The sequence below is a fragment of the Streptomyces sp. NPDC091279 genome (assembly GCF_044757465.1).
GTDB lineage: Bacteria > Actinomycetota > Actinomycetes > Streptomycetales > Streptomycetaceae > Streptomyces.
Window position 1 is genome coordinate 117,965 of record NZ_JBIVVA010000007.1, and the last position, 26,996, is coordinate 144,960.

Here is a 26,996-nt window from a genome sequence, read left to right on the forward strand (position 1 = left end):
CGATTCGCGGGCACCGGGTGCGAATTCCGGTGCCCGTGCCCTGTGCCCCGTGCCCGTACCGGGGTGCCGGGTTCTGTGGCGGCTCGGCGGGCGGTGCCGGGGGTGCGGGGTTCCGTGGCAGGAACGGGGCTCGGCGGGCCGTTGCGTGTGGGCGGGCGGGTCGTTTGTGCTGGCTAGCGCCTTGCCCGGGGCCCTGGTCCGGAGGCTTGGTGGCTCGTGCGGAGTCCGGGTGTCTGGTCCGGGGGCTCGTCGGTCTGGTGCGGAACGGTGTTCCGGTGGGCCGGGTTTCTGGGTGACGGTGGGACCCGGTGCCGTGGGGCGTGGTGGGGGTGGGCGCCGGTTTCGTTGGGTGTCGGGGTAGTCCCCTACGGGAAGGATCGGGGTTCCGTTTGGAACTCCGGGCCTTTCCTTTGCGTTTACCGTGGAAGAGGCGGCGTCGTGCGTGCCGCGGCCGTTCTGAGGAGGCGCGCAGTGGAAGCGGTGATCGGGGTGCTGGGCCTGCTCTTCGTGCTCTTCGTCGTACTCGGCGGGTATGCCGTGGTGAAGGCGGTCGGCGCCGCCAGCCGAGGCGTGGACCGCACCATCACCCAGGCCCGCCGCACGGTCGAGGACCACACCCTGCGGGCCAAGTCGTTCGCCCAGCCCGGCGCGGCCGGTGAGCTGGCCCAGCTGCGGCTGAGACTGCGCACGTCGATGCGGGCGACCCAGGACGCGCTGCACGCGGGCGTGGCGCAGGACGAGTCCCTCAAGGAGTCCCTCGGCCTCTTCGAGCGCCTGAGCGCCCACGGCCACGAGCTGGACGACGAGCTGCGGCGCCTGGAGTCCGAGCCGGACCGTGTCAGGCTGGCCGAACGGCTGCCGGGCCTGCGTGAGCGCACGGTGCGCGTGATCGACTCGGCCGACTCGCTGCGCTGGGCCGCCCTCGACCGGGCCCAGCGTTTCGCCGACGACGATCTGGACAGCCTGAGCGCGCAGATAGACGTGGAGGCGGGGGCGCTGCGGCACTGGACGACCGAGCCCCGGCCCGCCGGCCGCACCGAGCCCACCGCGTCGCCCTGGCCGGAGACGCCCTCCGCGTCCAGCGCCGGGTCCCCCCACGCGTCCGGTGCTGAGGAACGGACGCGTCCGGCGATCACGCCCACGGGTCCACGCCCCACCTATCCCTGGCAGAAGAAGCCCCGTCCCGAGAGCACGACGTGATCCGGTCAAGCCCTCGTCAGGTGCCAGGGGCCGGACTGCCGCGCGGCTGCTACGGCAGGTAACCTCCAGCTCATGTCCCGCCATGTCGCGATCGTCACCGATTCAACGGCCTACCTGCCGCCGCGGACGATGGAACGGCACGGCATCACCGCGGTTCCGCTGACGGTGGTCCTCGGCGACCAGGCGCTGGAAGAGGGCACCGAGATCTCCACCCGCTCGCTGGCCCAGGCGCTCCAGAAGCGTCGCCCCGTCACGACCTCGCGCCCCAGCCCCCAGCTCTTCGCCGACACCTACCGCAAGGTCGCCGAGGCCGGTGCCACCGGGATCGTCTCCCTCCACCTCTCCGCCGAACTCTCCGGCACCTACGACGCCGCCGTCCTCGCGGCCCGCGAGGCGCCGATTCCGGTACGGGTGGTGGACACCGGCATGATCGCGATGGCCCTCGGCTTCTGCGCGCTCGCCGCGGCGGAGGTCGCGGGGGCGGGGGGCACGGTGGACGAGGCGGTGGTCGCGGCGGAGAAGCGGGCGGCTGGGACGGCCGCGTATTTCTATGTCGACACGCTCGACTATCTGCGGCGGGGTGGGCGCATCGGGGCCGCGCAGGCTCTGTTCGGCTCGGCGCTCGCGGTGAAACCGTTGCTTCAGCTGGAGGGTGGGCGGATCGAGCCGCTGGAGAAGGTGCGTACGGCGGCGAAGGCGATTGCTCGGCTGGAGGAGTTGGTCGCTGACCGTGCGGGTGCTGCGGCGGTCGATATCGCCGTCCACCATCTTGCTGCGCCTGACCGGGCGGCGGCTTTGGCGGAACGTCTCCGCGAGCGGGTGCCTGGGCTGGTTGATCTGCATGTGAGTGAGGTGGGGGCGGTGATTGGGGCGCATACGGGGCCGGGGTTGTTGGGGGCGGTGGTTTCTGTGCGGGGCGGTTTGTAGGGGGCGGGGCGCGTCTGCGCGGGGTGGTGGGCGGGTGCGGCGGCGTCGTGGCTGGTCGCGCAGTTCCCCGCGCCCCTTAGCGGGGTTGCCCGGGCGTGGGTTGCAGGCCTGGCCTGGTTGGGCTTGGTGCTGGGGGTAGTTGGTCGGGTGCGGCGCCGTCGTGGCTGGTCGCGCAGTTCCTCGCGCCCCTGAAAACAGGTGGGTTTGAGCGGTCCGGGGTGAGAGGGCCGTCCCCTGGGGCCTGTTGCGCCTGCGGGGCGGAGCCGCATGTCGATCAAGTCCCGCGCCCCTGAAAACAGGTGGGTTTGGGCGGTCTGGGGGTTTCGCTCGTGTGGGTGGTGGGGTTGTCCACATGTTGGGGGTTTTCCACGGGAATTGAGCAAGATCATCGGGGATCTGTGGAGTGGGCGATCCTCGGGGTATGGCGATTCGATCTAGCTCACGGGTGGGGATGGCGACCAGTGGACCGGGGAGGGGGGCTGGTTCTGATGGGCGGGTGCGGCGGCGGGCTGCGCGGTCTGCCTCGGGGGAGGAGCTTCGGCGGCGGGCTGAGGTGTTGTTCGGTCAGGGGGTGGGGGAGCCGGCGGCGTCTGGGGGCGGGGTAGGGGGAGTTGGGGCCTTCGGGGGTGGGTCTGTTCTTGGTGCTCCGGCTGGTGGTGTTGATGAGGTGAGGGGTGGGGGCTCGCCTTGTTCGGAGGGGTTGTTGCCGCCGGTTCGGGATCGTGGGGGTGGGCGGTTCGGGGCGGCGTTGCGGGAGCGGATGCCGTTGTGGGTGCAGGCGCGGTGCGGGTTGGAGCGGCGGCACGTGGTCGCGCTCGGGGTGCTGCTCCTCGTGGGTGTGCTGTTCGCCGTTCAGCATTTCTGGGCGGGGCGGACGCAACCCGTGCGGGCGCCGGAGGTGGTGCGGGCCGCTGTGGCCGGGGGTGAGGAGCGGAAGGGGGCCGGTGGTTCGGGTGCCTCTTCCGGTGTTGTGGCCACGCCGGGGGCCGAGATCGTGGTGGACGTCGGGGGCAAGGTTCGGGAACCCGGGGTGCATCGGCTGCCGCCTGGCTCGAGGGTCGCTGACGCGTTGCGCGCGGCCGGGGGAGTGCGGCCCGGCACGAACACCGAGGGGCTCAACCGGGCTCGGTTCCTGGTGGACGGCGAGCAGGTGATCGTCGGTGCGGCGGCTGCCGGGAGTGGGGCCGGGGCCGACGGTTCGGTTCCGGCGCCGGGCGGGGGAGCCGGGGTCGGGGCAGGAGGGGCTGCGCCTGGAGCGCCGGTTGCTCTGAACACGGCCACCGTCGAGCAGCTCGACTCGCTGCCGGGTGTGGGGCCGGTCCTGGCCCAGCACATCGTCGACTACCGCACCCAGCACGGCGGTTTCCGCTCGGTGGACGAACTGCGCCAGGTCAACGGCATCGGCGACCGCCGTTTCGCCGACCTCAAGAATCTTGTACGGCCGTGAGCGAGGAGGAACGGCCCGTCGACGCGTCCGGTGGGCCTCGGCGCGGGCGGGCGGCCGTGCACGCGGCGTCGGGGCACCGGCTCGGTGAGGCTCACCCCCGGCAGGAGGGGCCGACGGATCTCAGACTGGTGCCGCCGGCGCTGGCGACCTGGGCGACGGCCGCGTCGACGCTGGACGCGTCACCCCGGTGGGTCGGCGGGGTGGTGGGGGTGTGCCTCGTCGCGGCGGTGATCGTGCTGGTGGTGGTGCCGAGGTGCGCGGGGCGCGTCCGGGCCGGGGTTGCGGGAGGTGGCCGGTCGGGGGCGGTCCGGCAACGGTGGTCGCTCGCCGCCGTGCTGCTCTGCGTGGCTGCGGCTGCCGGGTCCGCCGGTCTGCACGGGGCGGATGTGCGGAGCGGGCCGGTGCCTGAGCTGGCGCGGGAGTTCGTGACGGTGACGGCGGAGGTCGAGGTGACGTCCGATCCGCGTCTCACCCGGCCCCGGGTCAGCGGGGATCACCTGATGCCCTCCTCCGTCCTGGTCAAGGGCGAGGTGCGGAAACTGACGAAGCCGGACGGGACGGAGGTGGTGACCCGGGCGCCGGTGCTGGTGCTCGTGGACGCCGGGGGCAAGGCGGGGCGGGTGGCCGCTGAGGGGGATGCGCGAGCCCCCGGCCAGGCATCCTTCTCCGACGGTGGTCCCCGTTCCTCGCCCTGGCTGGGCCTGCTCCCGTCGACCAGGGTTCGGGTCGTCGGGCGGTTGGTGCCGGGGCTGGGCGGGGGCGATTCCGTCGCCGGGGTGCTGCGGGTGCGGGGGCAGCGGGTGCCGGAGGTGGTGGGCGGGGCGTCCGGGGTGCAGCGGTTCGCCGGGCGGCTACGGGGTGGGTTGCGGGAGGCGACCGACGGGTTGCCGTCAGACGCGCGGGCGTTGCTGCCGGGGCTGGTGGTCGGGGACACCTCGCGGGTCGACCCGGATCTGGAGGAGGCGTTCAAGGAGACCGACCTCGCGCACACGCTGGCCGTGTCCGGCAGCAACCTCACGATCATTCTCGCCCTGCTGGTCGGGCCGCCGGGGCTGGCCCGGCTTGCGGAACGGCGGGGGCTCGCACCCCGGTTGGGACTGTCCCTGCGGGCGACCGCGTGGGGCGGGGGAGCGCTCACGCTCGCGTTCGTCGTGGTGTGCCGGCCCGACCCGAGCGTGTTGCGGGCGGCGGCCTGCGGGGCGGTGGCGTTGCTCGCGCTGGCGACCGGGCGCCGCAGATCGCTGCTGCCCGCGCTGGCGACGGCCGTACTGCTGCTCGTGCTCTACGACCCCTGGCTGTCGAGGAGTTACGGCTTCCTGCTCTCGGTGCTGGCCACCGGCGCGCTGCTCACCCTCGCGCCACGGTGGAGCGCGGCACTGCGCCGACGCGGGGTGCCGTCGAGACTGGCGGAGGCGTTGGCCGCCGCCGGGGCCGCGCAGGCGCTGTGCGCTCCGGTCGTCGCGGTGCTGTCGGCGCGGGTGAGCCTGGTGGCGGTGCCGTGCAACCTGCTGGCGGAGTTCGCGGTGGCGCCGGCCACGGTACTGGGGTTCGCGGCGCTGGCGACGGCGCCGATGCTGATGCCGGTCGCCAAGGCGCTGGCGTGGTGCGCGAGTTGGCCGGCCGGATGGCTCGCGTCGGTCGCCCGCACCGGGGCCGCGCTGCCGGGCGCGGGGGTGGACTGGCCGGGGAGTTGGACGGGGGCGCTGCTGCTGGGGCTGGTCACCGTGGCTGCCGTGGTCGTGGGACGGCGCCTGCTGCGGCATCCCTGGTGGTGCGCGGTGTGCGGGGTGTTGCTCCTGCTGGTGGTCGTGCGGCCGACGCCGTTGACGCGGGTGATCAGCGGGTGGCCGCCGCCGGGTTGGCGGTTCGCGATGTGTGACGTGGGGCAGGGTGACGCGACGGTGCTGGCGGCGGGGGAGGGTACCGGCGTGGTCGTGGACGCGGGGCCCGACCCGGCACTGGTCGACCGGTGCCTGCGGGCGCTCGGCATCACCAGGGTCCCGTTGGTCGTGCTGACCCACTTCCACGCCGATCACGTGGCCGGGCTGCCGGGCGTGCTGCGGGGGCGCACGGTCGGGGCGATCGAGACGACGGCCCTTGAACAACCCGTCGAGCAGGCCGAGTTCGTACGCCGGGAAGCGGCGGCGCGACACGTGCCGCTGGTCCGTGCCGTCCCCGGCGAGGAACGGCGCACCGGCCCCCTGTCCTGGCGGGTGCTGTGGCCCCAGACCGGCCAGGTGTTGGAACCGGACGGTCCGAACGACGCCAGCGTCACCCTGCTCGTCCGCACGGCCGGACTGCGCCTGCTGCTCCTCGGCGACCTCGAACCCCCGGCCCAGCAGGCCCTGTTGAGATCGCCCGAGGGAGAGTCGCTGAAGGGGGTGGACGTACTGAAGGTGGCTCACCACGGTTCGGCGTATCAGGACCCGGAGCTGATACGGAGGGCGGCGCCGAGGCTCGCCTTGATGTCCGTCGGCGCGGACAACACGTACGGGCATCCGGCCCCCGGCACGGTCGCGGCGTTGCGGGCGGCGGGCGCGGTGGTACAGCGGACGGACCGGGACGGTGCGCTGGCGGTCACGGGCAGCGCCGGGAACCTGGAGGTGGCGCGAGACTGAGGGCATGGACACCACACAGGTCGACGCCTATCTCCGCCGGCTCGGGATCGAGCGGCCGGGGTGGGACCTCGACGGGGCCGGGGCCACGATCGAGGTACTGCGTGAGTTGCATCTGCGGCACCTGAAGGCTGTGCCGTTCGAGAACCTCTCCGTCCATCTCGGCGAGGAGATCGTGCTGGAGGAGGGGCGGCTGTGGGAGAAGGTGGTGGCGGGGCGGCGAGGCGGGTTCTGTTACGAACTCAACGGCCTGTTCGGGGAGTTGCTCGGGGCGCTCGGCTTCGGGGTCACGTTGCTGGCGGCGCGGACGTACGGGGGGCGCGGGCGGTTGGGGGTTCCCTACGACCATCTCGCGCTGCTGGTGCGGACGGTGGACGGGGGTGAGTGGTTGGCGGACGTGGGGTTCGGGGCGCACAGTCACCTGCCGCTGGCGTTCGGGGAGCGGGGCGAACAGGTCGATCCTGCGGGGACGTTCCGGATCGCCGATGCGGAGCCGGACGCGGCGGGCGTGGGCCTGGATCTGGTGGTGCTGTTCGACGAGGAACCCCAGTACCGGCTGGAGCTACGGCCCCGCGTGCTCGACGATTTCGTCATCGGCGCCTGGTGGCAGGCCACCGCACCGACCTCGCACTTCATGCGCTCACTGGTGTGTTCGCGGATCACCGAGGACGGCGGCCGGATCACCCTCAGCGGACGCACGCTCAAACAGACGGGACCGGACGGCAAGCGACAGCAACGGGAACTGGGGAACGACGCCGAGGTACTCGCCGCGTACTGGGAACGGTTCGGCATCGTGCTGGACCGGGTGCCTGCGGTGGCGGAGAGGGGGAGGGCGGCTGGGCGGGTCTAGCGGGCCAGCTACGAGGCGGGGAATGGGGAGGGCGGGGTGGGGGTGGGGAGGGGGGAGGGGGAGGGGGACCCCCCTCGGCTGGCGTTCTCGCCTAGTGTTGCCGCCCAGCGTCCCCACCTTCCGGGCATGTCCGAGAATGGTTGGCGTGAGTGATGTGAGACATGTGTTGGTGCTGCCTGATCGTGATGCGGCGGAGGCGGTGGCCGAGGCGTTGGCCGAGCGGTTCGGGATCGTGGAGGAACCGCGGTTGGTGCGGGATGCGCTGGCCGGTGAGGACGATGCCGAGGACGCGCAGTGGCTGCTCCTGCTGCGGGACGAGGAGGGGCGGCTCGGCGCGGGGGAGCTGGATGAGTTCGCGGGGGAGTGGGAGGGCTGGCGCGAGGAGCCGTAGCCTCGGCCTGCGAGGCCTGGCTCGGGCACGTGAGCCCGGGCGTCCGTGGGTGAGAACGCAGCCCACCCGCAACGGGCCCCCGGCTCGCCCGCAAGGGCCCCGCTCGCCCGCATGAGCCCCCCCGCTCGCTCGCCGGGGCTCGTTGTCAGTGGGGCGTGGGATGCTTGGCGTAATGGCCAGGAAGACTGCGAATGATGACCCTCTTGCCCCGGTGACGCTCGCCGTGGGCCAGGAAGACCTGCTGCTCGACCGTGCGGTGCAGGAGGTGGTGGCCGCTGCCCGGGCCGCCGACTCCGACACGGACGTGCGGGATCTCGCGCCGGAGCAGTTGCAGCCGGGCACGCTCGCCGAGCTGACCAGTCCGTCGCTCTTCGCGGAGCGGAAGGTCGTGGTCGTGCGCAACGCGCAGGATCTGTCGGCCGACACGATCAAGGACGTGAAGTCCTATCTGGGCGCGCCCGCCGAGGAGATCACCCTCGTACTGCTGCACGCGGGCGGCGCCAAGGGCAAGGGGTTGCTCGACGCGGCGCGCAAGGCGGGGGCGCGGGAGGTGGCCTGCCCGAAGATGACCAAGCCGGCGGACCGGCTGGCGTTCGTGCGGCAGGAGTTCAGGGCGACCGGGAGGTCGGCCACGCCGGAGGCCTGTCAGGCGTTGGTCGAGGCGATCGGGAGTGATCTGCGGGAGTTGGCGTCGGCGGTCTCGCAGTTGGTCGCGGATGTCGAGGGGACGATCGACGAGGCCGTCGTCGGCCGGTACTACACGGGGCGGGCCGAGGCGTCGAGCTTCACGGTTGCGGACCGGGCCGTGGAGGGGCGGGCGGCGGAGGCGTTGGAGGCGCTGCGGTGGGCGTTGTCGACGGGGGTGGCGCCCGTTCTGATCACCAGTGCGCTGGCGCAGGGCGTGCGGGCGATCGGCAAGCTGTCGTCGGCGCGGGGCGGCAGGCCCGCCGACCTCGCCCGTGAACTGGGGATGCCCCCGTGGAAGATCGACCGGGTCCGCCAGCAGATGCGCGGCTGGACACCTGACGGCGTCTCGGTGGCGTTGCGCGCGGTGGCCACGGCGGATGCGGGAGTGAAGGGCGGCGGCGACGATCCGGCGTACGCCTTGGAGAAGGCGGTGGTTGCGATCGCGGGCGCGGCCAGGTCACGGGGGCGGGGGTAGCCGACGTTGTCGGGCGGTACTGGTTGCCGGGCGGTACTGGACGGGGCGGGCCGAGGCGTCGAGCCTGTCTGAGGGGCGGGCCCCGGCCTCTGGGTACGGCCCCTGGGTGGGCCCCGGCCTTGGTCTGTCTGAGGGGTGGGCCTCGGTACACCGCTCGGGATACGCAGGGGCAGACGGCCGTCTGAGCAGACAGAAGCCCCGCCCATGCGCCACGGGGGATGGACGCACGGACGGGGCAGTCAAGGGCCTGATGTTCAGCGCGGGGCGTGCATAGGGGCGCTCTGTTCCCTCAGTTCAGACAACCGCCGCTGGTACAGAGGGCCGATGGCATGTGTGCCCCTGGCCTCGCTCGGGGTGGTCTGTTCGATCAGATGATGGGAAACCGCCTTGAGGTGAGCGGCCCAAGCAATCACGTGCTGTTGAGCTGTCCGCCCGCACTCCTTCGGTTCACCGGGGAGGCACAGCGGGAGTTCCGGCCCAAGCTTGTTGGCTGCGTGCCGGACGTACCGAGCGAGGGTGAGCCATTCGTCCTCGCTCCGCCGAATGGCGTTGCTTTGGTCCTCCCACCCCCACGGGCCGAAGTCGTCCCCATGATCGTCCATGCGCGCTCCCGATCGTCTCAGCGCATTAAGCCGGTGAACCGATCGTAGCGGCGCTCTCTGCCTCCCTGGGGTCACAGTGCCCGACCGAGGGAACACGCGGACCACACGGCCCGCACATGGGAAGGAATTGCGGGGGCGTACACGACTGCGCGCCTTCTCCGTGCACGGCAGTGATATCGGCCAACGCCTCTGCCATTCGCACCCCTTCCCAGATTTCGGAAAGCGGCGAGTCCAGTACGTTGCCGATGTTCAGGAATCGGCCCAGCACGCACGGCCACACGTCACCGCTGGGGCCCATGGCGCACTTCTCATGCGCGCAGTGCCTGCACAGGTCCCCGATGGTCGGTTCAGCGCCGTTGCTGGCACGTCCGAATGCGCGGGTCCGGTCTCCGCCGACAGTGCCCACACCGAGTGTTGCAAGGTCCCGTGCTGCCTCTTGGACGCGCTGCCCGGACCGCACGGCGACGACGCCACCCCGGAGCGGAATATTCAGGCTGAGCGCCTTTTCGATGTTTGCCCGAGTCTTCTTGTGGGAGCCCCGGAGCCTGGTCACTTCGTCGTGTTCCTCCGCCGTGTCGGAGTAGTACGACGTGGCGAGTTTGACCCCACATCCCGTGAACGTCTCCCACAGCTCATCTCGAATGTGGGTCATGTTCGAGAACACTTCGACGGACAGCCCAGCTCCGTGCGCGTGCGTGATCAGCTCTCGCAGGTTCGGGTACAGCGTGGGTTCCCCGCCGATGAACTGCACGTCAAGCGCGCCGATCTCGGCGAGTTGGTCAATGGTGCGCTTCCAGTCCGGCACGGTCATGGTGCCGTGCGTTCCCTTGGGGGACGAGTCCGCATAGCAGTGATCGCAGAACTCGTTGCAAAGGCCCGTCACCTCCAGCCATGCGAATTTCAGTCGGTTTTGGGCAGCGCTCATCGTGAGACTCCTTGCGACTGGTGTTCAGCGGACAGTGCACCGCCCCTACCGGGATTCCGAATGGGTATCGGGGGGAGCCCCAATCGGCTACGTCCGGTAGGGGTGGAGTTCATGGGTGGCCCATAGCGGCCACGGTGAAGACGAAGCGCACCCATCCGAAGCGCATCACGTACTTCACGCTTTGCCCCTCTCGCGGCGGCACCGCTTGCACCCGGGGAAGGGGCACGGCGGGTAGTTCGGGCCGGGCAGGTAGACCACGCCGGATTTCACGTTCAGCGCTCCCCCGTACTCCGTCCACCACCCATCGGGCTGCCTTCGTACGCCGTGCCCTTGAACGGGCCCACAGCGGGCTTCTGTGTCGCCTCAGAGGACGTCACAAGCCCCACCCGCCCGCACGCCGGTTCTCTTTCTGCACAAGGGGCCGTAGGCGTTCTATGGTCGGCGTGTGTGATCTGTCATCGTCCGTCCGGGCGTGCTCCTGGTCATCGTCGGCAACGGTGTCGGGGCACTCCGCCCGCCCACACCGGCGCGGCGGGAACGTGAGGGCCGAACAGGGCGCGGGGTCCGCACCTTCCGGGTAGTCGGCGTTCACACTCGACCTCCTTCGCGTCCGTGGTCCGGCGCTGTCGGAACTGCTTCAAGGGGCAGGCAATCAGGGAGAGTTGGGGACGACCACGGCAGAAAGGCCGCAGTCCTGCCGCACTCTGGCCGCAGTGGATACGCTGACCTGGGCAGACAGGACCCGGACGAGAGGCGACGGGCACGATGACCGACAGCAGGCGCCGAAGATTTGCGGAGCGCCGAAAGGAGCGCGGATTTAATCAAGAGGAATTCGCGGAAGCGGTAGGCGTTGACCGGTCCACGGTCCAGCGCTGGGAGAATGGGAAAACCGGCCCCCAGCCCTGGCAAAGGCCCAAGATCGCTAAAGCGCTGGCAGTCACAGCGAATGAGCTTGACGCCATACTGATCCCCGACGCCTACACGCTGCCTCAGCCTCCAAGTACGTGGCTTTCCGTCGCGCCCCCCACGACCGATGATGAATTCGACGCGTTCGAGTTGGCGCGTAGAGTCTCGGCAAGTGACGTAGGGAAAGATACGCTAAGCCGACTCGAAAAATCCTTTGATGAGTTGGCCATGAAATATCCGGTGTCACCACCACAGGAACTGTTGGAGCGAGTACGAAAAAATTCCGCCTATGTCGCGCACCTCATGGATGCGCGTATGACCATTAGCGAACAGCGGCGGCTGTATGTTGTCGGAGGCTGGTTTCAGCTATTGGGCGCGACGCTCCATATTGACCTCAATCAAGAACACGCGGCTACGGCCCGATTGCAGACGGCGGCAACTCTCGCCCGGCACGCCGAACACCATGAAATTGAGGCTTGGTGTTACGAGACGGACGCTTGGCGCGTCCTGACGGACGGCGATTATAGCCGCGCGCTGGAACTTTCCCAAATCGCGCAGAAGCTCGCACCGGCAGGAAGCTCCGCCGCAATTCAGGCAACGGCACAAGAGGGAAGGGCAAGGGCGCGTCTCGGGGAAGGTGCAGAGACCTACGCCGCAATTGAAAAGGTCCACAGGATGTCAGCGGCCATGATTCCACGAAAAGGTACCGAGCATCATTACCAGTACGACCCTGGCAAGTCGCTGGCGTACACCGCAACAACGCTGGCGTGGGTCGGAGACCCGGCCGCAGAGACATATGCACGGGAAGTGATCGCAAGGTTGAATCCTGCCGAAGACATCCACAAATGGCCCCGTCGGGTTGCGTCGGCCAATATCGATTTGGCTTTGACCTTGCTCGGCGGTGACCGTCTGGACGAAGCGTGTAACGCAGCTCAGCGGGCAATACTGTCCGGCCGCATCGTCCCTTCTAATCACTGGCGTGCTTTGGAGGTCGTGAAGGCAGTGGAAACGCGGCAACTGCCGGAAGCTACGGATCTCCGGGAGGCTTACCAGGGGCTCAAGGCGCTAGAGGCCGGGGGCTAGAAACTATCACTTTGCGTATACCGGAATGGCCGTGTCGGCCGGGCCGTAGAGGTAGCTATGCCCGTTTCTTTGCCACGCTGCGTGACCAAAAGCAGAAAGCCCCCGACGACGCCCTGGCGCGGGCAATCATCGGGGGCTCTGTCTTTCTTCGCGCGGACTTCAGGGGCCTTGACTACCCCTTCAAGGACAAGTCGTCCGGTGTATGCGGCCACCAAGGCTGCTGTCCACAATCTGGCCCGCACGCTGGGCAGTGATCTCGCCGGGCGCGGCATCCGGGTCAACTCCACCAGCCCGGGCTGCATCGTCACCGAGATGTTCGACGCCGCCGACCCGGACCCTGCCACGCACGATGCCATCCGCTCCCAGGTGCCGCTGGGGCGCCGTCGACGGGGGTCTGGCAACCACCCTCCGCGACCGGCCGTAATCGTCGTATGAGCACAGCGGTCAACCTGGGCGGGTTCCTCCGCACCCGCCGCTCCCTCCTGCGCCCCGAAGACGTCGCCCTGCCGGATTTCGGAGGCCGACGCCGGGCCGCTGGCCTGCGCCGCGACGCCGTTCGCAGACAGACCTGCGCTTGGACGCCGTTCGCGCCTGGCGCGGCCGGTTCGCCCACGGCGGGCTACCGGCCCTGGCCACCCGACCCCGTCCCCGCACGAGCCCCCCCGTCCCCGCACGAGCCCCCCCGTCCCCGCACACCCCCCAGCTCCCCGCCCCCCCAACCAAAACCCCACCCCAAACCAAAAACCCCACCACCCGCCCGGAAATGGGCAGTTGATGGGGTTTCGGGTCGAGATGTTGAGCCCGTACCCGCGTGGCGAACGCAGGCCGCGTACAGGCTCGGGGGGGCCGGTCGGGAGCGGAGGAGAGAGGGCCCGCTCGGTTCCTTCCGGCGTCACATCAGATGTCAGCCCTTGAGAGCCGTGACCTTCGAAGCAAGCGCCGACTTCTTGTTGGCGGCCTGGTTCTTGTGGATGACGCCCTTCGAGACGGCCTTGTCGAGCGCACGCGCGGCTTCGCGCTGGAGCTCGGTGGCCTTCTCGACGTCACCCGCGGCAGCGGCCTCACGGGCCTTGCGGACCGCGGTCTTGAGGGAGGACTTCACGGCCTTGTTGCGCAGCCGGGCCTTCTCGTTGGTCTTGATCCGCTTGATCTGGGACTTGATGTTCGCCACGAATGAGCCTTTTCAGGTTCAGGCACCGGACCGCGAGGCCCCGCACCGATGATTTTTCAGAGAGTGTGTCTCGCGCTGAGAGGGCAAGAGACACAGCCGCCCACACTACCAGCGGCCCCCCGAGTGGCCCAAACCGGTCGTCGGTCCCCGCCCGTGGGACCATGGAAGCTACGTATCGATCCGACCCGAGGCATAAGGCGCCTCAAGAGACAGGACCCTGCGTGCCCGCGATCCCTGACAATGTGCCCGAGCCGAGCCGTACCGACCCGGCGCTGATCCGCAATTTCTGCATCATCGCGCACATCGACCACGGCAAGTCCACCCTCGCCGACCGGATGCTCCAGCTGACGGGAGTGGTCGAGCAGCGGCAGATGCGCGCTCAGTACCTCGACCGCATGGACATCGAGCGTGAGCGTGGCATCACGATCAAGTCCCAGGCGGTGCGCCTGCCGTGGGCTCCGACGCACGAGCCCGGCAACACGCACATCCTGAACATGATCGACACCCCCGGGCACGTCGACTTCACCTACGAGGTCTCGCGGTCGCTGGCCGCCTGCGAGGGCACCGTCCTCCTGGTCGACGCCGCTCAGGGCATCGAGGCGCAGACCCTCGCCAACCTCTACCTGGCGATGGAGAACGACCTCACGATCATCCCCGTGCTGAACAAGATCGACCTGCCGGCCGCGCAGCCCGAGAAGTTCGCCGAGGAGCTGGCCAACCTCGTCGGCTGCGACCCCGACGACGTGCTCCGCGTCTCCGCAAAGACCGGCATCGGCGTCGACGCGCTCCTGGACCGGGCCGTGCGGGACATCCCGGCGCCGGTCGGTGTGAAGGACGCCCCCGCCCGGGCGATGATCTTCGACTCGGTGTACGACTCGTACCGGGGCGTCGTGACGTACGTCCGTGTCATCGACGGCCAGCTCAACAAGCGTGAGCGCATCCGGATGATGTCCACCGGCGCCACCCACGAGCTCCTGGAGATCGGCACCAACTCGCCGGAGATGCTCGCGGCCGACGGCCTCGGCGTCGGCGAGGTGGGCTATCTGATCACCGGGGTGAAGGACGTCCGCCAGTCCAAGGTCGGCGACACCGTCACCAGCCAGCACAAGGGCGCGACCGAGGCCCTCGGCGGCTACAAGGACCCGAAGCCGATGGTCTTCTCGGGCCTGTATCCGCTGGACGGCTCGGACTACCCGGAGCTGCGCGAGGCCCTCGACAAGCTCCAGCTCAACGACGCCGCCCTGGTGTACGAGCCGGAGACGTCCGCCGCCCTCGGCTTCGGGTTCCGCGTCGGCTTCCTCGGCCTGCTGCACCTGGACGTGATCCGGGAGCGCCTGGAGCGCGAGTTCGGCCTCGACCTCATCGCCACCGCGCCGAACGTCGTCTACCGCGTCCTCATGGAGGACGGCGCCGAGCATGTCGTCACCAACCCGAGCGAGTTCCCCGAGGGCAAGATCACCGAGGTGTACGAGCCGGTCGTGCGCGCCACCATCCTGGCGCCGACCGAGTTCATCGGCTCGATCATGGAGCTGTGCCAGACCCGGCGCGGCACCCTGCTCGGCATGGACTACCTCTCCGAGGACCGGGTCGAGATCCGCTACACGCTGCCCCTCGCGGAGATCGTCTTCGACTTCTTCGACCAGCTGAAGTCCAAGACGCGCGGCTACGCGTCCCTCGACTACGAGCCCACCGGCGAGCAGACCTCCAGCCTGGTCAAGGTCGACATCCTGCTGCACGGCGACAAGGTGGACGCGTTCTCGGCGATCACCCACAAGGACCAGGCGTACGCGTACGGCGTGCGGCTCGTCGCCAAGCTGCGCGAGCTGATCCCCCGGCAGGCCTTCGAGGTGCCGATCCAGGCGGCCATCGGCTCCCGGGTGATCGCCCGCGAGACCATCCGCGCCATCCGCAAGGACGTCCTCGCCAAGTGCTATGGCGGTGACATCTCCCGGAAGCGGAAGCTGCTGGAGAAGCAGAAGGAGGGCAAGAAGCGGATGAAGATGGTGGGTTCCGTGGAGGTTCCCCAGGAGGCCTTCATCGCCGTCCTGAGCAGCGACGACAGCGCGGGTTCCGGCAAGGGCAAGAAGTAACCGCGGGTCCGTTCGCGGTTTCTCGGCAAAACGGTCGCAACAGGGGCCCGTCGTGCGAAGCCGCGGCGGGCCCCCGCGCGCGTACGGCGTCGTTTCCCGGGGAAAGCAGCAGAAACCGGGGGCGATCAGCGAGGAATCGGCGGGGAATCGGCGGAGAAAGTGACCGACCGCCGCCTCTTACGTACCGGGCGGTCGGGCCTTACGCTGATCCCTGCTCGATAGTTACTCGCGAGTTAAACAGCGCGGGTGAGCGAGCGCTGTGTGAGTGAGACCCGCACGCAGGACGCGCGCGTGAGACGCGTGAGTGGACAACAGCCGCACCGAGCCAGCCGTATCGAGCAGCCGCATCGACGCGGGCCCCGGAGGACGTCGTGAGCGACACCCAGACCCTGATCGAGAACCGGCCGTCCAGCGTGGCGGCCGTCTTCCTGGAGCGCGTGGCCGCCACCCCGGACGCCGAGGCCTACCGCTATCCGGTGCCGCCCGCCTCCGGACAGGGCCCCGACGACTGGGCCTCCCTCACCTGGGCCGAGGCCGCCGAACGGGTCCACGCGATCGCCGCCGGTCTGATCGAACTGGGCGTACGGCCCGAGCAGCGCGTCGCCCTCGCCTCCGCCACCCGCATCGAGTGGATTCTCGCCGACCTCGGCATCCTGTGCGCCGGCGCCGCCACCACCACCGTCTATCCGCAGACCAACGCGGACGAGTCGGCGTTCATCCTCGCCGACTCCGAGAGCCGGGTGCTGATCGCGGAGGACGCCGGTCAGCTCGCCAAGGCCCGGGAGCGGCGTGCGGAGCTGCCCGAGCTGACCCACATCGTGGTGATCGACCCGGCCGGCGTCGAGACCGGCGACGACGTGCTCACCCTCGCCGAACTGGAACGGCGCGGCGCCGCCCACCTGGAGAAACACCCCCGGCTGATCGAGGAGCGGGTCGGCGCCATCACCCGCGACCAGCTCGCCACCCTCATCTACACCTCCGGCACCACCGGCCGCCCCAAGGGCGTACGCCTCCCGCACGACAACTGGGCCTACCTCGCGCGGGCGATCGCCGCCACCGGCTTCGTCGGCCCCGACGACGTGCAGTACCTCTGGCTGCCGCTCGCGCACGTCTTCGGCAAGGTGCTCACCTCCGGCCAGATCGAGGTCGGGCACGTCACCGCCGTCGACGGCCGGGTCGACAGGATCATCGAGAACCTGCCGGTGGTACGGCCCACCTACATGGCCGCCGTGCCGCGCATCTTCGAGAAGGTCTACAACGGCGTCGCCGCCAAGGCCCGCGCGGGCGGCCCCGCCCAGTACAAGGTGTTCCAGTGGGCCGCCGAGGTCGCCCGCGCGTACGCCAAGGCCGCCCAGGACAGCTTCCGGCGCACCGGCACCATCTCCGTGCCGTTCGCCCTGGCCGCCAAGCACCGGGTCGCCGACGCGCTCGTCTACGCCAAGATCCGCGAGGCCTTCGGCGGCAACCTGCGCGCCTGTGTCTCCGGGTCCGCCGCGCTCGCCCCCGAGATCGGCTTCTTCTTCTCCGGCGCCGGCATCCACATCCTGGAGGGCTACGGCCTCACCGAGTCCTCCGCCGCCTCCTTCGTCAACCCCGGCGAGGCCTACCGCACCGGCACCGTCGGCAAGCCGCTGCCCGGCACCGAGGTCCGTATCGCCGACGACGGTGAGATCCTGCTGCGCGGCCCCGGCATCATGGAGGGCTACCAGGGGCTGCCCGAGAAGACCGCCGAGGTCCTGGAGCCGGACGGCTGGTTCCACACCGGCGACATCGGCGAGCTGTCCCCGGACGGCTATCTGCGCATCACCGACCGCAAGAAGGACCTCATCAAGACGTCCGGCGGCAAGTACATCGCGCCCGCCGAGGTCGAGGGCCAGTTCAAGGCCGTCTGCCCCTACGTCTCCAACATCCTGGTGCACGGCGCCGACCGGAACTTCTGCACCGCCCTCATCTCCCTCGACGAACCCGCCCTGCTGGAGTGGGCCAAGGAGAACGGCCTGGCGGGCAGGAGCTACGCCGAGGTCGTCGCCGCCCCGGCCACGGTCGCGATGGTCGAGGACTACGTGGGCGAGCTGAACGCCGGGCTCCAGCGCTGGCAGACCATCAAGAAGTTCCGGCTGCTGCCCCGCGACCTCGACGTCGAGCACGGTGAGATCACCCCGAGCCTCAAACTCAAGCGGCCGGTCGTGGAGCGCGCCTACCGGCACCTCATCGACGAGATGTACGCGGGCACCCGCGAGGCCTGATCGCCGTTCCGCTTGCCGCTGCGCGCCCACCCGGCCGTTCGCTCCGTCGGACGGACGCCGCCCCGAGTCGATCGGATTCCCCTCCGCATCCGATCAACTCCGGGCACACGCGTAGCACGGTTCTCCCTCATGACGGTCCACTTCGGTAACTCGGTGCTTACGGGTGGGTCCGGTCTGTCACGCTGTCGCCATCGACTGAGGCGTATTCGTGCACACCGTTCGGGGAGCTGTCCATGGGGGCCATTCCGACGCAACGGGAGACCGGTTCCGGTGCTCCCGGCGCGTCCCCCGCTGCCGACGCGGCCGTCCGGGGAAGCGCGCCCCCGCTCCCGCGGACCGCGCACCCGCAGGCCTACTCGACCCTGGTCGGCACCCCGCACGCGCCCGCCGCCGCCCGCGACCTGGTGCGCACCACGCTCGGCGAGTGGGTCGCCGCCGCGCTCCCCGGCGCCGACTTCGTCACCTGCCCACTCGTCGACAGCGCCGTGGTCGTCGTCAGCGAACTCGTCACCAACGCCATCGTCCACGCCGGTACCGACGTCGAGGTGATCTGCCGCCTGGAGGCCGACGACCGGGCCCTCGTCATCGAGGTCGCCGACCACCACCCCTCCCGCGCGCCCCGCGACACCGAGCCCTCCTACGACACCCCCGAGCACGGCCGCGGCCTGCGCCTGGTCTCCGCCCTCGCCGAGGCCTGGGGCGTCACCTACCGCCGGGGCGCCAAGACCGTCTGGGCCCGCCTGTCCGCCGAGACCGCCGCAGGACCCGGCGAGGAGGGCGACGACGGCGACGGCACCGGCGTCTCGGCGTTCGACGCGGCCGGCGCCCTGCCCGGCGGGCTGCGCGTCGCCGAGAGCCTCGCCCCCGAACCCCGGCCCGCCGAACGCGAGCGGGACTGGCTCGACCGGGGCGCCCTGTCGTTCCTCGCCGAAGCCTCCGACCTGCTCGCCGGACAGCTCGACGAGAACCTCGTCGCCGCCCTCGCCGGACAGCTGATCGTGCCCCGGCTGGCCGACTGGTGCGCCGTCTGGCTGGAGGACGAGGCCACCGCACGCGGCGGCCGCGCGGGCGACGGCACCGAAGGGCCGGGCCCGGTGCGCGTCTGGCACGCCAGCGAGAACCGCATCGAGGAGCTGCGCAAGGCCCTGGAGCAGGGCCCGCCCCGCCCCACCGACACCGGCCACGCCCCCGTCCCGTACCCGTGGCCCGGCCACGCGCTCGGCCCGCACGAGGAGCTGGGCGCCGCCCTCGCCTACCGCCTGGTGGCCGGCGGCCGCCCGCTCGGCACCCTGGTCATCGGCCGCTCCGGGCTGCCGAGCTTCCCCGACGAGATCACCGGCCTCGTCGAGGACCTCAGCCGCCGGGTCGCCCTCGCCGTCGGCGCGGCCCGCCAGTACGCCCGCCAGGCCACCATCAGCCAGGTTCTGCAACGCGGCCTGCTGCCCGCCGGGGTCGCCGAGATCCCCGGCGTGCGCAGCGCCCTCGTCTACGAACCCTGCGTGCAGGGCGGCCCCAGCGGCGACTTCTACGACCTCTTCCCGGGCGGCAAGGGCCGCTGGTGCTTCGCCGTCGGCGACGTCCAGGGCAAGGGCCCCGAGGCCGCCGTCGTCATCGGCCTCGCCCGGCCCTGGCTGCGGCTGCTGGCCCGCGAGGGCTACCACGTCGCCGACGTCCTGGACCGCCTGAACAAGCTCCTCCTCGACGACGCCACCGAGGCCGCCGACGCGGCAGCCCGCGCCCTGGTCCGCCCGCCGGGCCCCGGCGACGGCCCCCAGACCCGCTTCCTCTCCCTCCTCTACGGCGAACTGGTCCCCTTCGACGGCGGCGTCCGCTGCACCCTCGCCTCCGCCGGACACCCGCTGCCGCTGCTGCTCGGCCCCGACGGGACCGTCCGCACGGTGGCCAGACCGCAGACCCTGCTGGGGGTCGTCGAGGACGAGACGTACATCAGTGAAACGTTCGAACTGCGCCCCGGGGACACCCTCCTCTGCGTCACCGACGGCGTCACCGAGCGCCGTTCGGGACCGGACCAGTTCGACGACAACGACGGCCTCACCACCGCCTTCGCGGGCTGCGCGGGGCTGGACGCCGAAGGGGTCGCCGAACGCATCCGACGGCTGGTCCACGAGTTCGGCGCGAAACCGCCGGACGACGACCTCGCCCTCCTGGTGCTCCAGGCGGAGTGACCCGGACGGCTCCCCGCGCGCGTGCTGGACAATGGAAGGCATGCCTTCCGCACTCCCCGACGGTGAGCCCGTCCCCGACGACGGCGCGCTGCCCGCCGCCGCGCTCACCGGCGCCGCCGACCGCCCCCTCGGGTTCTACCTGCACGTCCCGTACTGCGCGACCCGCTGCGGCTACTGCGACTTCAACACCTACACGGCGACCGAGCTGCGCGGCACGGGCGGTGTCCTCGCCTCCCGCGACAACTACGCGGACACCCTCACCGACGAGGTCCGCCTCGCCCGCAAGGTCCTCGGCGACGACCCGCGCCCGGTCCGCACGGTCTTCGTCGGCGGCGGCACGCCCACCCTGCTGGGCGCGGCGGACCTGGTGCGGATGCTGGCGGCGATCCGCGACGAGTTCGGCCTCGCGCCCGACGCCGAGGTCAGCACCGAGGCCAACCCCGAGTCGGTCGACCCGGCCTACCTCGCCGAGCTGCGCGCGGGCGGCTTCAACCGGATCTCGTTCGGCATGCAGAGCGCCCGCCCGCACGTCCTGAAGATCCTCGACCGCACCCACACCCCCGGCCGCCCCGAGGCCTGCGTCGCCGAGGCCCGCGCGGCCGGCTTCGAGCACGTCAACCTCGACCTCATCTACGGCACCCCCGGCGAGTCCGACGACGACTGGCGGGCCACCCTCGACGCCGCCCTCGGCGCCGGTCCCGACCATGTCTCCGCGTACGCCCTGATCGTCGAGGAGGGCACCCAGCTGGCCCGCCGCATCCGCCGGGGCGAGGTCCCGATGACCGACGACGACGTCCACGCCGACCGGTACCTCATCGCCGACGAGACCCTCGCCGCGGCCGGGTTCGACTGGTACGAGGTGTCCAACTGGGCCACCTCCGACGCAGCCCGCTGCCTGCACAACGAGCTGTACTGGCGCGGCGCCGACTGGTGGGGCGCGGGCCCCGGCGCCCACTCCCACGTCGGCGGCGTCCGCTGGTGGAACGTCAAACATCCCGGCGCCTACGCGAGCGCCCTCGCCGCGGGCCGCTCACCCGGCGCGGGCCGCGAGATCCTCACCCCGGAGGACCGCCGCGTCGAACGCGTCCTCCTCGAACTCCGCCTCCGCGAAGGCGCCCCCCTCACCCTCCTCCACGAACAGGGCCGCAAGGCAGCCCACCAGGCCCTCACCGACGGCCTCCTCGCCCCCACCCCTTACGCGGCAGGCCGAGCAGCCCTCACCCTGAAGGGCCGCCTCCTGGCGGACGCGGTGGTACGAGACCTGGTGGACTGACATCCCGGGACGTCAGCCCGGCGCCGTGACGAAGTCGATCAATTCCTCGACCCGGCCCAGGAGTTCGGGTTCCAGGTCTTTGTAGGACGTGACCCGGGACAGGATCGCCTGCCAGACCGCGCCGGTGTTCTCCGGCCAGCCGACGGCTCGGCAGACGCCTGTTTTCCAGTCCTGGCCGCGAGGAACCCGGGGCCAGGCCTCGATGCCCACCGACGACGGCTTCACCGCCTCCCAGATGTCGATGTACGGGTGGCCCACCACCAGGGCGTGTGCGCTGGTGACCTGCTCGGCGATGCGCCACTCCTTGGTGCCCGGCACCAGGTGGTCGACGAGGATGCCGAGGCGGGCGTCCGGGCCCGGCGCGAACTCGGCGACGATCGACGGCAGGTCGTCCACCCCCTCCAGGTACTCCACGACGACGCCCTCGATGCGCAGGTCGTCGCCCCACACCCGTTCGACCAGTTCCGCGTCGTGCCGGCCCTCGACGTAGATGCGCCCGGCCCGCGCCACCCGCGCGCGGGCCCCGGGCACGGCCACCGAACCGGACGCCGTGCGCGCCGGGCGCCTCGGCCCCGACGCGGGGCGGACGAGGGTCACCACCCGGCCCTCCAGGAGGAAGCCGCGGGGTTCCAGCGGGAACACCCGGTGGGCGCCGAAGCGGTCCTCCAGGGTCACCGTGCCCGCCTCGCAGCGGATCACCGCCCCGCAGAAACCGGTGCCGGGCTCCTCCACCACCAGACCGGGGTCGGCCGGGACCTCCGGGGCGGGCTTGGGCTTCTTCCACGGCGGGGTCAGGTCGGCGGAGTACTGGCGCATTCGGATGACGATAGGAGAACCACGCCGACCCCGGTCACGACACGCCGAAACGCGCCGCCAGCCTGTCCCGTTGCGCCCGCACGAACCCCGCGTCCACCACCGCACCGTGACCGGGCACATACAGCGCGTCCTCGCCGCCCAGCGCGAGCAGCCGGTCGAGCGCCGCCGGCCACGCGGACGGAACGGCGTCCGGGCCCGCCTGCGGTTCACCCGACTCCTCGACCAGGTCGCCGCAGAACACCGTCGCGGGCGACCCCGGCACCAGCACCGCGAGGTCATGCGCGGTGTGGCCCGGGCCGACCCTCGCCAGAAGCACCCGCCGGCCGCCGCCCAGGTCGAGTTCCAGCTCGCCGGAGACCAGCCGGCCGGGCGGCACCAGAGCGCCCGCAGCCTCGGCGGCGACCCGCGCGTCAAGGCCGTTGCGTACCGCGTCCGCCCGGATCTCCGCCACGCCCTGCGCGAACACGGCGTCCAGACCCGCCGCCCCGAACACCTGCGCGTCCGCGAACGCCGGTGCCCCGAAGACATGGTCGAAATGAGCGTGTGTCAGCGCGAGATGAGTCACACGGCACCCCGCGAGCGCCTCGGCCCGCTCCCGGACCGACGCCCCCTCCACCAGGCTCGACCCCGCGTCGACCACCAGCGCCGCCGTGTCCCCCGCCACCAGCCCCGCCGTGCAGTCCCAGCCCGGCAGCCGGCACCGGCCGACCCCGTCCGCCAACCGTTCCCACCCCAGCTCTTCCCAAGTCACCGTCATACGGCGACGCTAGCGGTGGTGGGCCGACCTTGCCCCGGGTGCACCTCACCGCCGTACACTGGGCCCCGGCACGCTGGCACTCGCACGCGCTGAGTGCCAGGCAGGTAACAGGGGAAGAGTCTGGAGGTGGGCGCGATGCTGAACGAACGACGGCTTCAGGTGCTGCGCGCCATCGTCCAGGACTACGTCGGCACCGAGGAGCCGGTCGGCTCGAAAGCGCTGACCGAACGGCACAACCTCGGCGTCTCCCCGGCCACCGTGCGCAACGACATGGCCGCCCTGGAGGACGAGGGCTTCATCGCCCAGCCGCACACCAGCGCCGGACGCATCCCCACCGACAAGGGCTACCGGCTCTTCGTCGACAAGCTGGCCGGCGTCAAACCGATGTCGGGCCCCGAGCGGCGCGCCATCCACCACTTCCTCGACGGCGCCGTCGACCTGGACGACGTCGTCGCCCGCACGGTGCGGCTGCTCGCGCAGCTGACCCGGCAGGTCGCCGTCGTGCAGTACCCGTCGCTGACCCGTTCCACGGTCCGGCACGTGGAACTGCTCTCGCTGGCCCCGGCCCGCCTGATGCTGGTGCTCATCACCGACACCGGACGGGTCGAACAGCGGATGGTCGACTGCCCGGCGCCGTTCGGCGAGTCCTCGCTCGCCGATCTGCGGGCCCGGCTCAACAGCCGGGTCGCCGGGCGGCGCTTCACCGACGTGCCCACCCTCGTCGAGGACCTCCCCGAGGCCTTCGACCTGGAGGACCGGGGCACGGTCTCGACGGTGCTCTCCACCCTCCTGGAGACGCTCGTCGAGGAGAACGAGGAGCGGCTGATGATCGGCGGCACCGCCAATCTCACCCGCTTCGGACATGACTTTCCTCTCGTGATCCGTCCCGTCCTGGAGGCCCTGGAGGAACAGGTCGTTCTCCTCAAACTCCTGGGCGAGGCGGGGGATTCGGGCATGACCGTACGCATCGGTCACGAGAACGCCTACGAGGGACTCAACTCCACGTCCGTGGTGTCGGTCGGCTACGGTTCGGGCGGCGAGGCAGTAGCCAAGCTCGGCGTGGTCGGCCCGACCCGCATGGATTACCCGGGAACGATGGGAGCGGTACGCGCAGTGGCACGGTACGTCGGACAGATCCTGGCGGAGTCGTAAGTGGCCACGGACTACTACGCCGTTCTCGGCGTGCGCCGCGACGCTTCGCAGGATGAGATCAAGAAGGCCTTCCGGCGGCTCGCACGCGAGCTGCATCCGGATGTGAATCCGGACCCGAAGACCCAGGAGCGGTTCAAGGAGATCAACGCCGCCTACGAGGTGCTCTCCGACCCGCAGAAGAAGCAGGTCTACGACCTCGGCGGCGACCCCCTCTCGCAGGCGGGCGGCGGAGGCGCGGGCGGCTTCGGCGCGGGCGGCTTCGGGAACTTCTCGGACATCATGGACGCGTTCTTCGGAACGGCGTCGCAGCGGGGCCCGCGCTCGCGGACCCGGCGCGGCCAGGACGCCATGATCCGCCTGGAGGTCGAGCTGGACGAGGCGGCCTTCGGCACCACGAAGGACCTCCAGGTCGACACGGCCATCGTCTGCACCACGTGCAGCGGCGAAGGGGCCGCGCCCGGCACCAGCGCCCAGACCTGCGACATGTGCCGCGGCCGGGGCGAGGTGTCCCAGGTGACCCGGTCCTTCCTCGGCCAGGTCATGACCTCGCGGCCCTGCCCGCAGTGCCAGGGCTTCGGCACGGTCGTCCCGACGCCGTGCCCGGAGTGCGCCGGGGACGGGCGGGTGCGGTCGCGGCGCACGCTCACGGTGAAGATTCCGGCCGGTGTCGACAACGGCACGCGGATTCAGCTCGCCGGTGAGGGGGAGGTGGGGCCGGGAGGTGGTCCCGCCGGTGACCTGTACGTCGAGATCCATGAACTCCCGCATGCCATGTTCCAGCGGCGGGGGGATGATCTGCACTGCACGGTCACCCTGCCGATGACGGCCGCCGCGCTGGGCACGAAGGTTCCTCTGGAGACCCTGGACGGCCTCGAAGAGGTCGACATCCGTCCCGGGACCCAGTCGGGGCAGTCCATTCCGCTGCACCAGCGGGGCGTTACCCACCTGCGCGGTGGGGGGCGTGGGGATCTCATCGTGCATGTCGAGGTGCAGACTCCTACCAAGCTTGACCCTGAGCAGGAGCGGTTGTTGCGGGAGTTCGCCAAGCTGCGGGGTGAGGAGCGGCCGCTCGGGCAGTTCCAGCCGGGGCAGCAGGGGTTGTTCTCGCGGCTGAAGGACGCGTTCAACGGGCGTTGAGCCTGTGCGGTCGGCTGAGGCGGGCGTTTCTGGGGGCTGCCGCCCCCAGACCCCCGCTTCGGCCTGAACGGCCTCGTCCTCAAACTCCCGCAGAGGGGGGACCCTCACGGGCTGAAAATGCCCAAAGCGGCGTTTGCGGGAGCCGAAAATGGCCTCGCCCCCGTCAAGGGGACGGAACAGCCAGGGCCGATTCGGACCATCTCCGTCGACGTGACAACATGCCGTCATGTCCTCCCCGCTCACCGATCTTCTCCGGTATCCGATCGTGCAGGCCCCCATGGCGGGCGGCGTTTCCGTGCCGCAGTTGGCCGCTGCTGTGTCCGAGGCCGGTGGGCTCGGGTTTCTTGCCGCCGGGTACAAGACCGCCGACGGCATGTACCAGGAGATCAAGCAGTTGCGGGGGCTCACCGGGCGCCCGTTCGGCGTCAACCTCTTCATGCCGCAGCCCGAGTACGCGGACCCCTCCGCCGTCGAGGTGTACGCCCAGCAGCTGGCCGGTGAGGCCGCCTGGTACGCCACCGAGCTGGGGGACCCGGACAGCGGGCGGGACGACGGGTACGACGCCAAGCTCGCCGTGCTCCTCGACAACCCGGTGCCCGTCGTGTCGTTCCACTTCGGCATCCCGAAGCCGGAGGTGCTGGAGTCGCTGCGGCGGGCCGGGACCTTCACGCTCGTCACCGTCACCACCGCCGAGGAGGCTCGCGCCGTCGAGCGGGCCGGGGCCGACGCGGTGATCGCGCAGGGCGTCGAGGCCGGCGGCCACCAGGGCACCCACCGGGACCAGCCCGAGCTGGACGGCGCCGGGCTCGGGCTGCTCGCGCTGCTCGCGCAGGTCCGGGAGACCGTCGCGCTGCCGATCGTCGCCGCCGGCGGCATCATGCGCGGCCACCAGATCGCCGCCGCCCTCGCCTCCGGCGCCACCGCCGCCCAGCTCGGCACCGCCTTCCTCGCCACCCCCGAGTCCGGCGCCAACCCCGTGCACAAGCAGGCCCTCACCAACCCCCTGTTCGTCCGTACCGAGTTGACCCGGGCGTTCTCCGGGCGCCCGGCGCGTGGCCTGGTCAACCGGTTCCTGCGCGAGCACGGCCCGTACGCGCCCGCCGCCTATCCCGAGGTCCACCACCTCACCTCGCCGCTGCGCAAGGCCGCCGCCAAGGCCGGGGACGCGCAGGGCCTCGCGCTCTGGTCGGGGCAGGGGCACCGGATGGCCCGTGAGATGCCCGCCGGTCAGCTCGTCGAGGTGCTCGCCGCCGAGGTCGAGGAGGCCAGGTCGGCCCTGCTGGCCGGGGGCGAGGCGCGATGACCGCGCCGGTCTTCGTCGTCGACTCCCGCTCCCTCGACGGGCTGGGGGTGGAATACGTGCTCGACGGCGCCGAGGGACGGCACGCCGTCTCCGTGAAGCGGCTGCGGGCCGGGGAGCGGGTCGTGCTCACCGACGGGCTCGGGCGGTGGACCGAGGCAGTGGTGTACTCCGCCGAGGGGAAGGACCGGCTTCTCCTCACGGATCTGGCGGGCGTGAAGGAAGAGGCTCCTCCCTCTCCTCGGATCACTGTGGTGCAGGCGCTGCCCAAAGGCGATCGGGGTGAAGTCGCCGTCGAGACCATGACCGAGGTCGGCATCGACGCCGTCGTGCCCTGGCAGGCCTCGCGGTGCATCACGCAGTGGAAGGGCGAGCGGGGCGCGAAGGCCCTCGCCAAGTGGCGGGCCACCGCGCGCGAGTCCGGCAAGCAGTCCCGCCGGGTGCGCTTCCCGGAGATCGCGGAGGCGGCAACGACCAAGCAGGTGGCGGCACTTCTGGCCACCGCCGACCTCGCCGTCGTTCTCCACGAGGACCGGGAGCACGACAGCGCGCCGCTCGCCACCGCCCAACTCCCCGCCGACGGCGACATCGTGCTGGTCGTCGGGCCCGAAGGAGGCGTCTCCCCCGAGGAGTTGGCGCTCTTCGAGCAGGCGGGCGCGAAGGCTCACCGGCTCGGGCACAGTGTGCTGCGGACCTCCACCGCCGGGACCGCCGCCGGGGCGCTGCTGCTCGGGCGGACCGGGCGCTGGGCCTGACGTTC

At 71.1% G+C, this 26,996-nt stretch carries 21 protein-coding genes; 17 read left to right on the forward strand and 4 right to left on the reverse strand.

Annotated features, from left to right (window positions below; all coding sequences use genetic code 11):
- Positions 1-471: 471 nt before the first annotated feature.
- The 7 genes from ACIQOU_RS19000 to holA all read left to right on the forward strand — a co-directional run bounded on the left by ACIQOU_RS19000 (position 472) and on the right by holA (position 8,592).
- Positions 472-1,200 (forward strand): SPOR domain-containing protein, encoded by a 729-nt coding sequence (locus ACIQOU_RS19000; RefSeq protein ID WP_401537901.1) that lies wholly within the window; start codon positions 472-474, stop codon positions 1,198-1,200.
- A 72-nt stretch (positions 1,201-1,272) separates the two neighbouring features.
- Entirely contained in the window at positions 1,273-2,127 is an 855-nt protein-coding gene (locus ACIQOU_RS19005; protein ID WP_401537902.1) for a DegV family protein, read from the forward strand.
- A 421-nt stretch (positions 2,128-2,548) separates the two neighbouring features.
- The gene (locus ACIQOU_RS19010; protein ID WP_401537903.1) at positions 2,549-3,574 is read left to right on the forward strand and encodes a helix-hairpin-helix domain-containing protein; all 1,026 of its coding nucleotides are present in this window, start codon (positions 2,549-2,551) and stop codon (positions 3,572-3,574) included.
- Entirely contained in the window at positions 3,571-6,192 is a 2,622-nt protein-coding gene (locus ACIQOU_RS19015) for a ComEC/Rec2 family competence protein (RefSeq protein ID WP_401537904.1), read from the forward strand. The genes ACIQOU_RS19010 and ACIQOU_RS19015 overlap by 4 nt, the downstream gene beginning before the upstream one ends.
- A 4-nt stretch (positions 6,193-6,196) precedes the next feature.
- A complete protein-coding gene (locus ACIQOU_RS19020) occupies positions 6,197-7,039 on the forward strand; it encodes an arylamine N-acetyltransferase (protein WP_401537905.1) in 843 nt (280 codons plus the stop codon).
- A gap of 145 nt (positions 7,040-7,184) precedes the next feature.
- On the forward strand, positions 7,185-7,430 hold the full coding sequence (locus ACIQOU_RS19025; RefSeq protein WP_401537906.1) for a hypothetical protein: 246 nt from the start codon (positions 7,185-7,187) through the stop codon (positions 7,428-7,430).
- Between the two features lie 172 nt (positions 7,431-7,602).
- Positions 7,603-8,592 carry a DNA polymerase III subunit delta gene (holA, locus tag ACIQOU_RS19030; protein ID WP_401537907.1) on the forward strand — a complete coding sequence of 330 codons (990 nt, stop codon included), beginning with the start codon at positions 7,603-7,605 and terminating at the stop codon, positions 8,590-8,592.
- A 627-nt stretch (positions 8,593-9,219) separates the two neighbouring features.
- Here the strand turns inward: holA and ACIQOU_RS19035 are convergent.
- Positions 9,220-10,119, reverse strand: a complete 900-nt coding sequence (locus ACIQOU_RS19035; protein ID WP_401537909.1) for a radical SAM protein — start codon at positions 10,117-10,119, stop codon at positions 9,220-9,222.
- Positions 10,120-10,884: 765 nt separating this feature from the next.
- Here ACIQOU_RS19035 and ACIQOU_RS19040 point away from each other — a divergent pair.
- Positions 10,885-12,108 (forward strand): helix-turn-helix transcriptional regulator, encoded by a 1,224-nt coding sequence (locus ACIQOU_RS19040; protein WP_401537910.1) that lies wholly within the window; start codon positions 10,885-10,887, stop codon positions 12,106-12,108.
- A gap of 57 nt (positions 12,109-12,165) precedes the next feature.
- Positions 12,166-12,543, forward strand: coding sequence for an SDR family oxidoreductase (locus ACIQOU_RS19045; protein ID WP_401537911.1), 378 nt, complete (start codon positions 12,166-12,168; stop codon positions 12,541-12,543).
- 469 nt (positions 12,544-13,012) lie between these two features.
- On the opposite strand, the gene rpsT is transcribed toward ACIQOU_RS19045, so the two are convergent.
- Positions 13,013-13,279, reverse strand: coding sequence for a 30S ribosomal protein S20 (gene rpsT / locus ACIQOU_RS19050; RefSeq protein WP_401537912.1), 267 nt, complete (start codon positions 13,277-13,279; stop codon positions 13,013-13,015).
- Positions 13,280-13,500: 221 nt separating this feature from the next.
- On the opposite strand from rpsT, the gene lepA reads away from it, so the two are divergent.
- From lepA to hemW, 4 genes are all read left to right on the forward strand, one after another.
- Positions 13,501-15,369, forward strand: coding sequence for a translation elongation factor 4 (gene lepA, locus ACIQOU_RS19055; RefSeq protein WP_401537913.1), 1,869 nt, complete (start codon positions 13,501-13,503; stop codon positions 15,367-15,369).
- Between the two features lie 371 nt (positions 15,370-15,740).
- Entirely contained in the window at positions 15,741-17,615 is a 1,875-nt protein-coding gene (locus ACIQOU_RS19060) for an AMP-dependent synthetase/ligase (protein WP_401537914.1), read from the forward strand.
- A gap of 233 nt (positions 17,616-17,848) precedes the next feature.
- On the forward strand, positions 17,849-19,801 hold the full coding sequence (locus tag ACIQOU_RS19065; protein WP_401537915.1) for a SpoIIE family protein phosphatase: 1,953 nt from the start codon (positions 17,849-17,851) through the stop codon (positions 19,799-19,801).
- 40 nt (positions 19,802-19,841) lie between these two features.
- Entirely contained in the window at positions 19,842-21,074 is a 1,233-nt protein-coding gene (hemW, locus tag ACIQOU_RS19070) for a radical SAM family heme chaperone HemW (protein WP_401537916.1), read from the forward strand.
- Between the two features lie 12 nt (positions 21,075-21,086).
- Here the strand turns inward: hemW and ACIQOU_RS19075 are convergent, their stop codons facing one another.
- Both ACIQOU_RS19075 and ACIQOU_RS19080 read right to left on the reverse strand, forming a co-directional pair.
- Complete coding sequence (locus ACIQOU_RS19075; RefSeq protein WP_401537917.1) at positions 21,087-21,890, reverse strand: DUF3097 domain-containing protein; 804 nt, start codon at positions 21,888-21,890, stop codon at positions 21,087-21,089.
- Positions 21,891-21,924: 34 nt separating this feature from the next.
- The gene (locus ACIQOU_RS19080; protein WP_401537918.1) at positions 21,925-22,647 is read right to left on the reverse strand and encodes an MBL fold metallo-hydrolase; all 723 of its coding nucleotides are present in this window, start codon (positions 22,645-22,647) and stop codon (positions 21,925-21,927) included.
- 135 nt (positions 22,648-22,782) lie between these two features.
- On the opposite strand from ACIQOU_RS19080, the gene hrcA reads away from it, so the two are divergent.
- The 4 genes from hrcA (at position 22,783) to ACIQOU_RS19100 (ending at position 26,991) form a co-directional block, all read left to right on the forward strand.
- Positions 22,783-23,799: a heat-inducible transcriptional repressor HrcA gene (gene hrcA / locus ACIQOU_RS19085; RefSeq protein WP_401537919.1), complete on the forward strand. Its 1,017-nt coding sequence runs from the start codon at positions 22,783-22,785 to the stop codon at positions 23,797-23,799.
- Positions 23,800-24,936, forward strand: coding sequence for a molecular chaperone DnaJ (gene dnaJ, locus ACIQOU_RS19090; protein ID WP_401537920.1), 1,137 nt, complete (start codon positions 23,800-23,802; stop codon positions 24,934-24,936).
- 226 nt (positions 24,937-25,162) lie between these two features.
- Positions 25,163-26,239, forward strand: a complete 1,077-nt coding sequence (locus ACIQOU_RS19095) for a nitronate monooxygenase (protein WP_401537921.1) — start codon at positions 25,163-25,165, stop codon at positions 26,237-26,239.
- Entirely contained in the window at positions 26,236-26,991 is a 756-nt protein-coding gene (locus ACIQOU_RS19100) for a 16S rRNA (uracil(1498)-N(3))-methyltransferase (protein ID WP_401537922.1), read from the forward strand. The genes ACIQOU_RS19095 and ACIQOU_RS19100 overlap by 4 nt, the downstream gene beginning before the upstream one ends.
- The last annotated feature ends 5 nt before the right edge of the window (positions 26,992-26,996 follow it).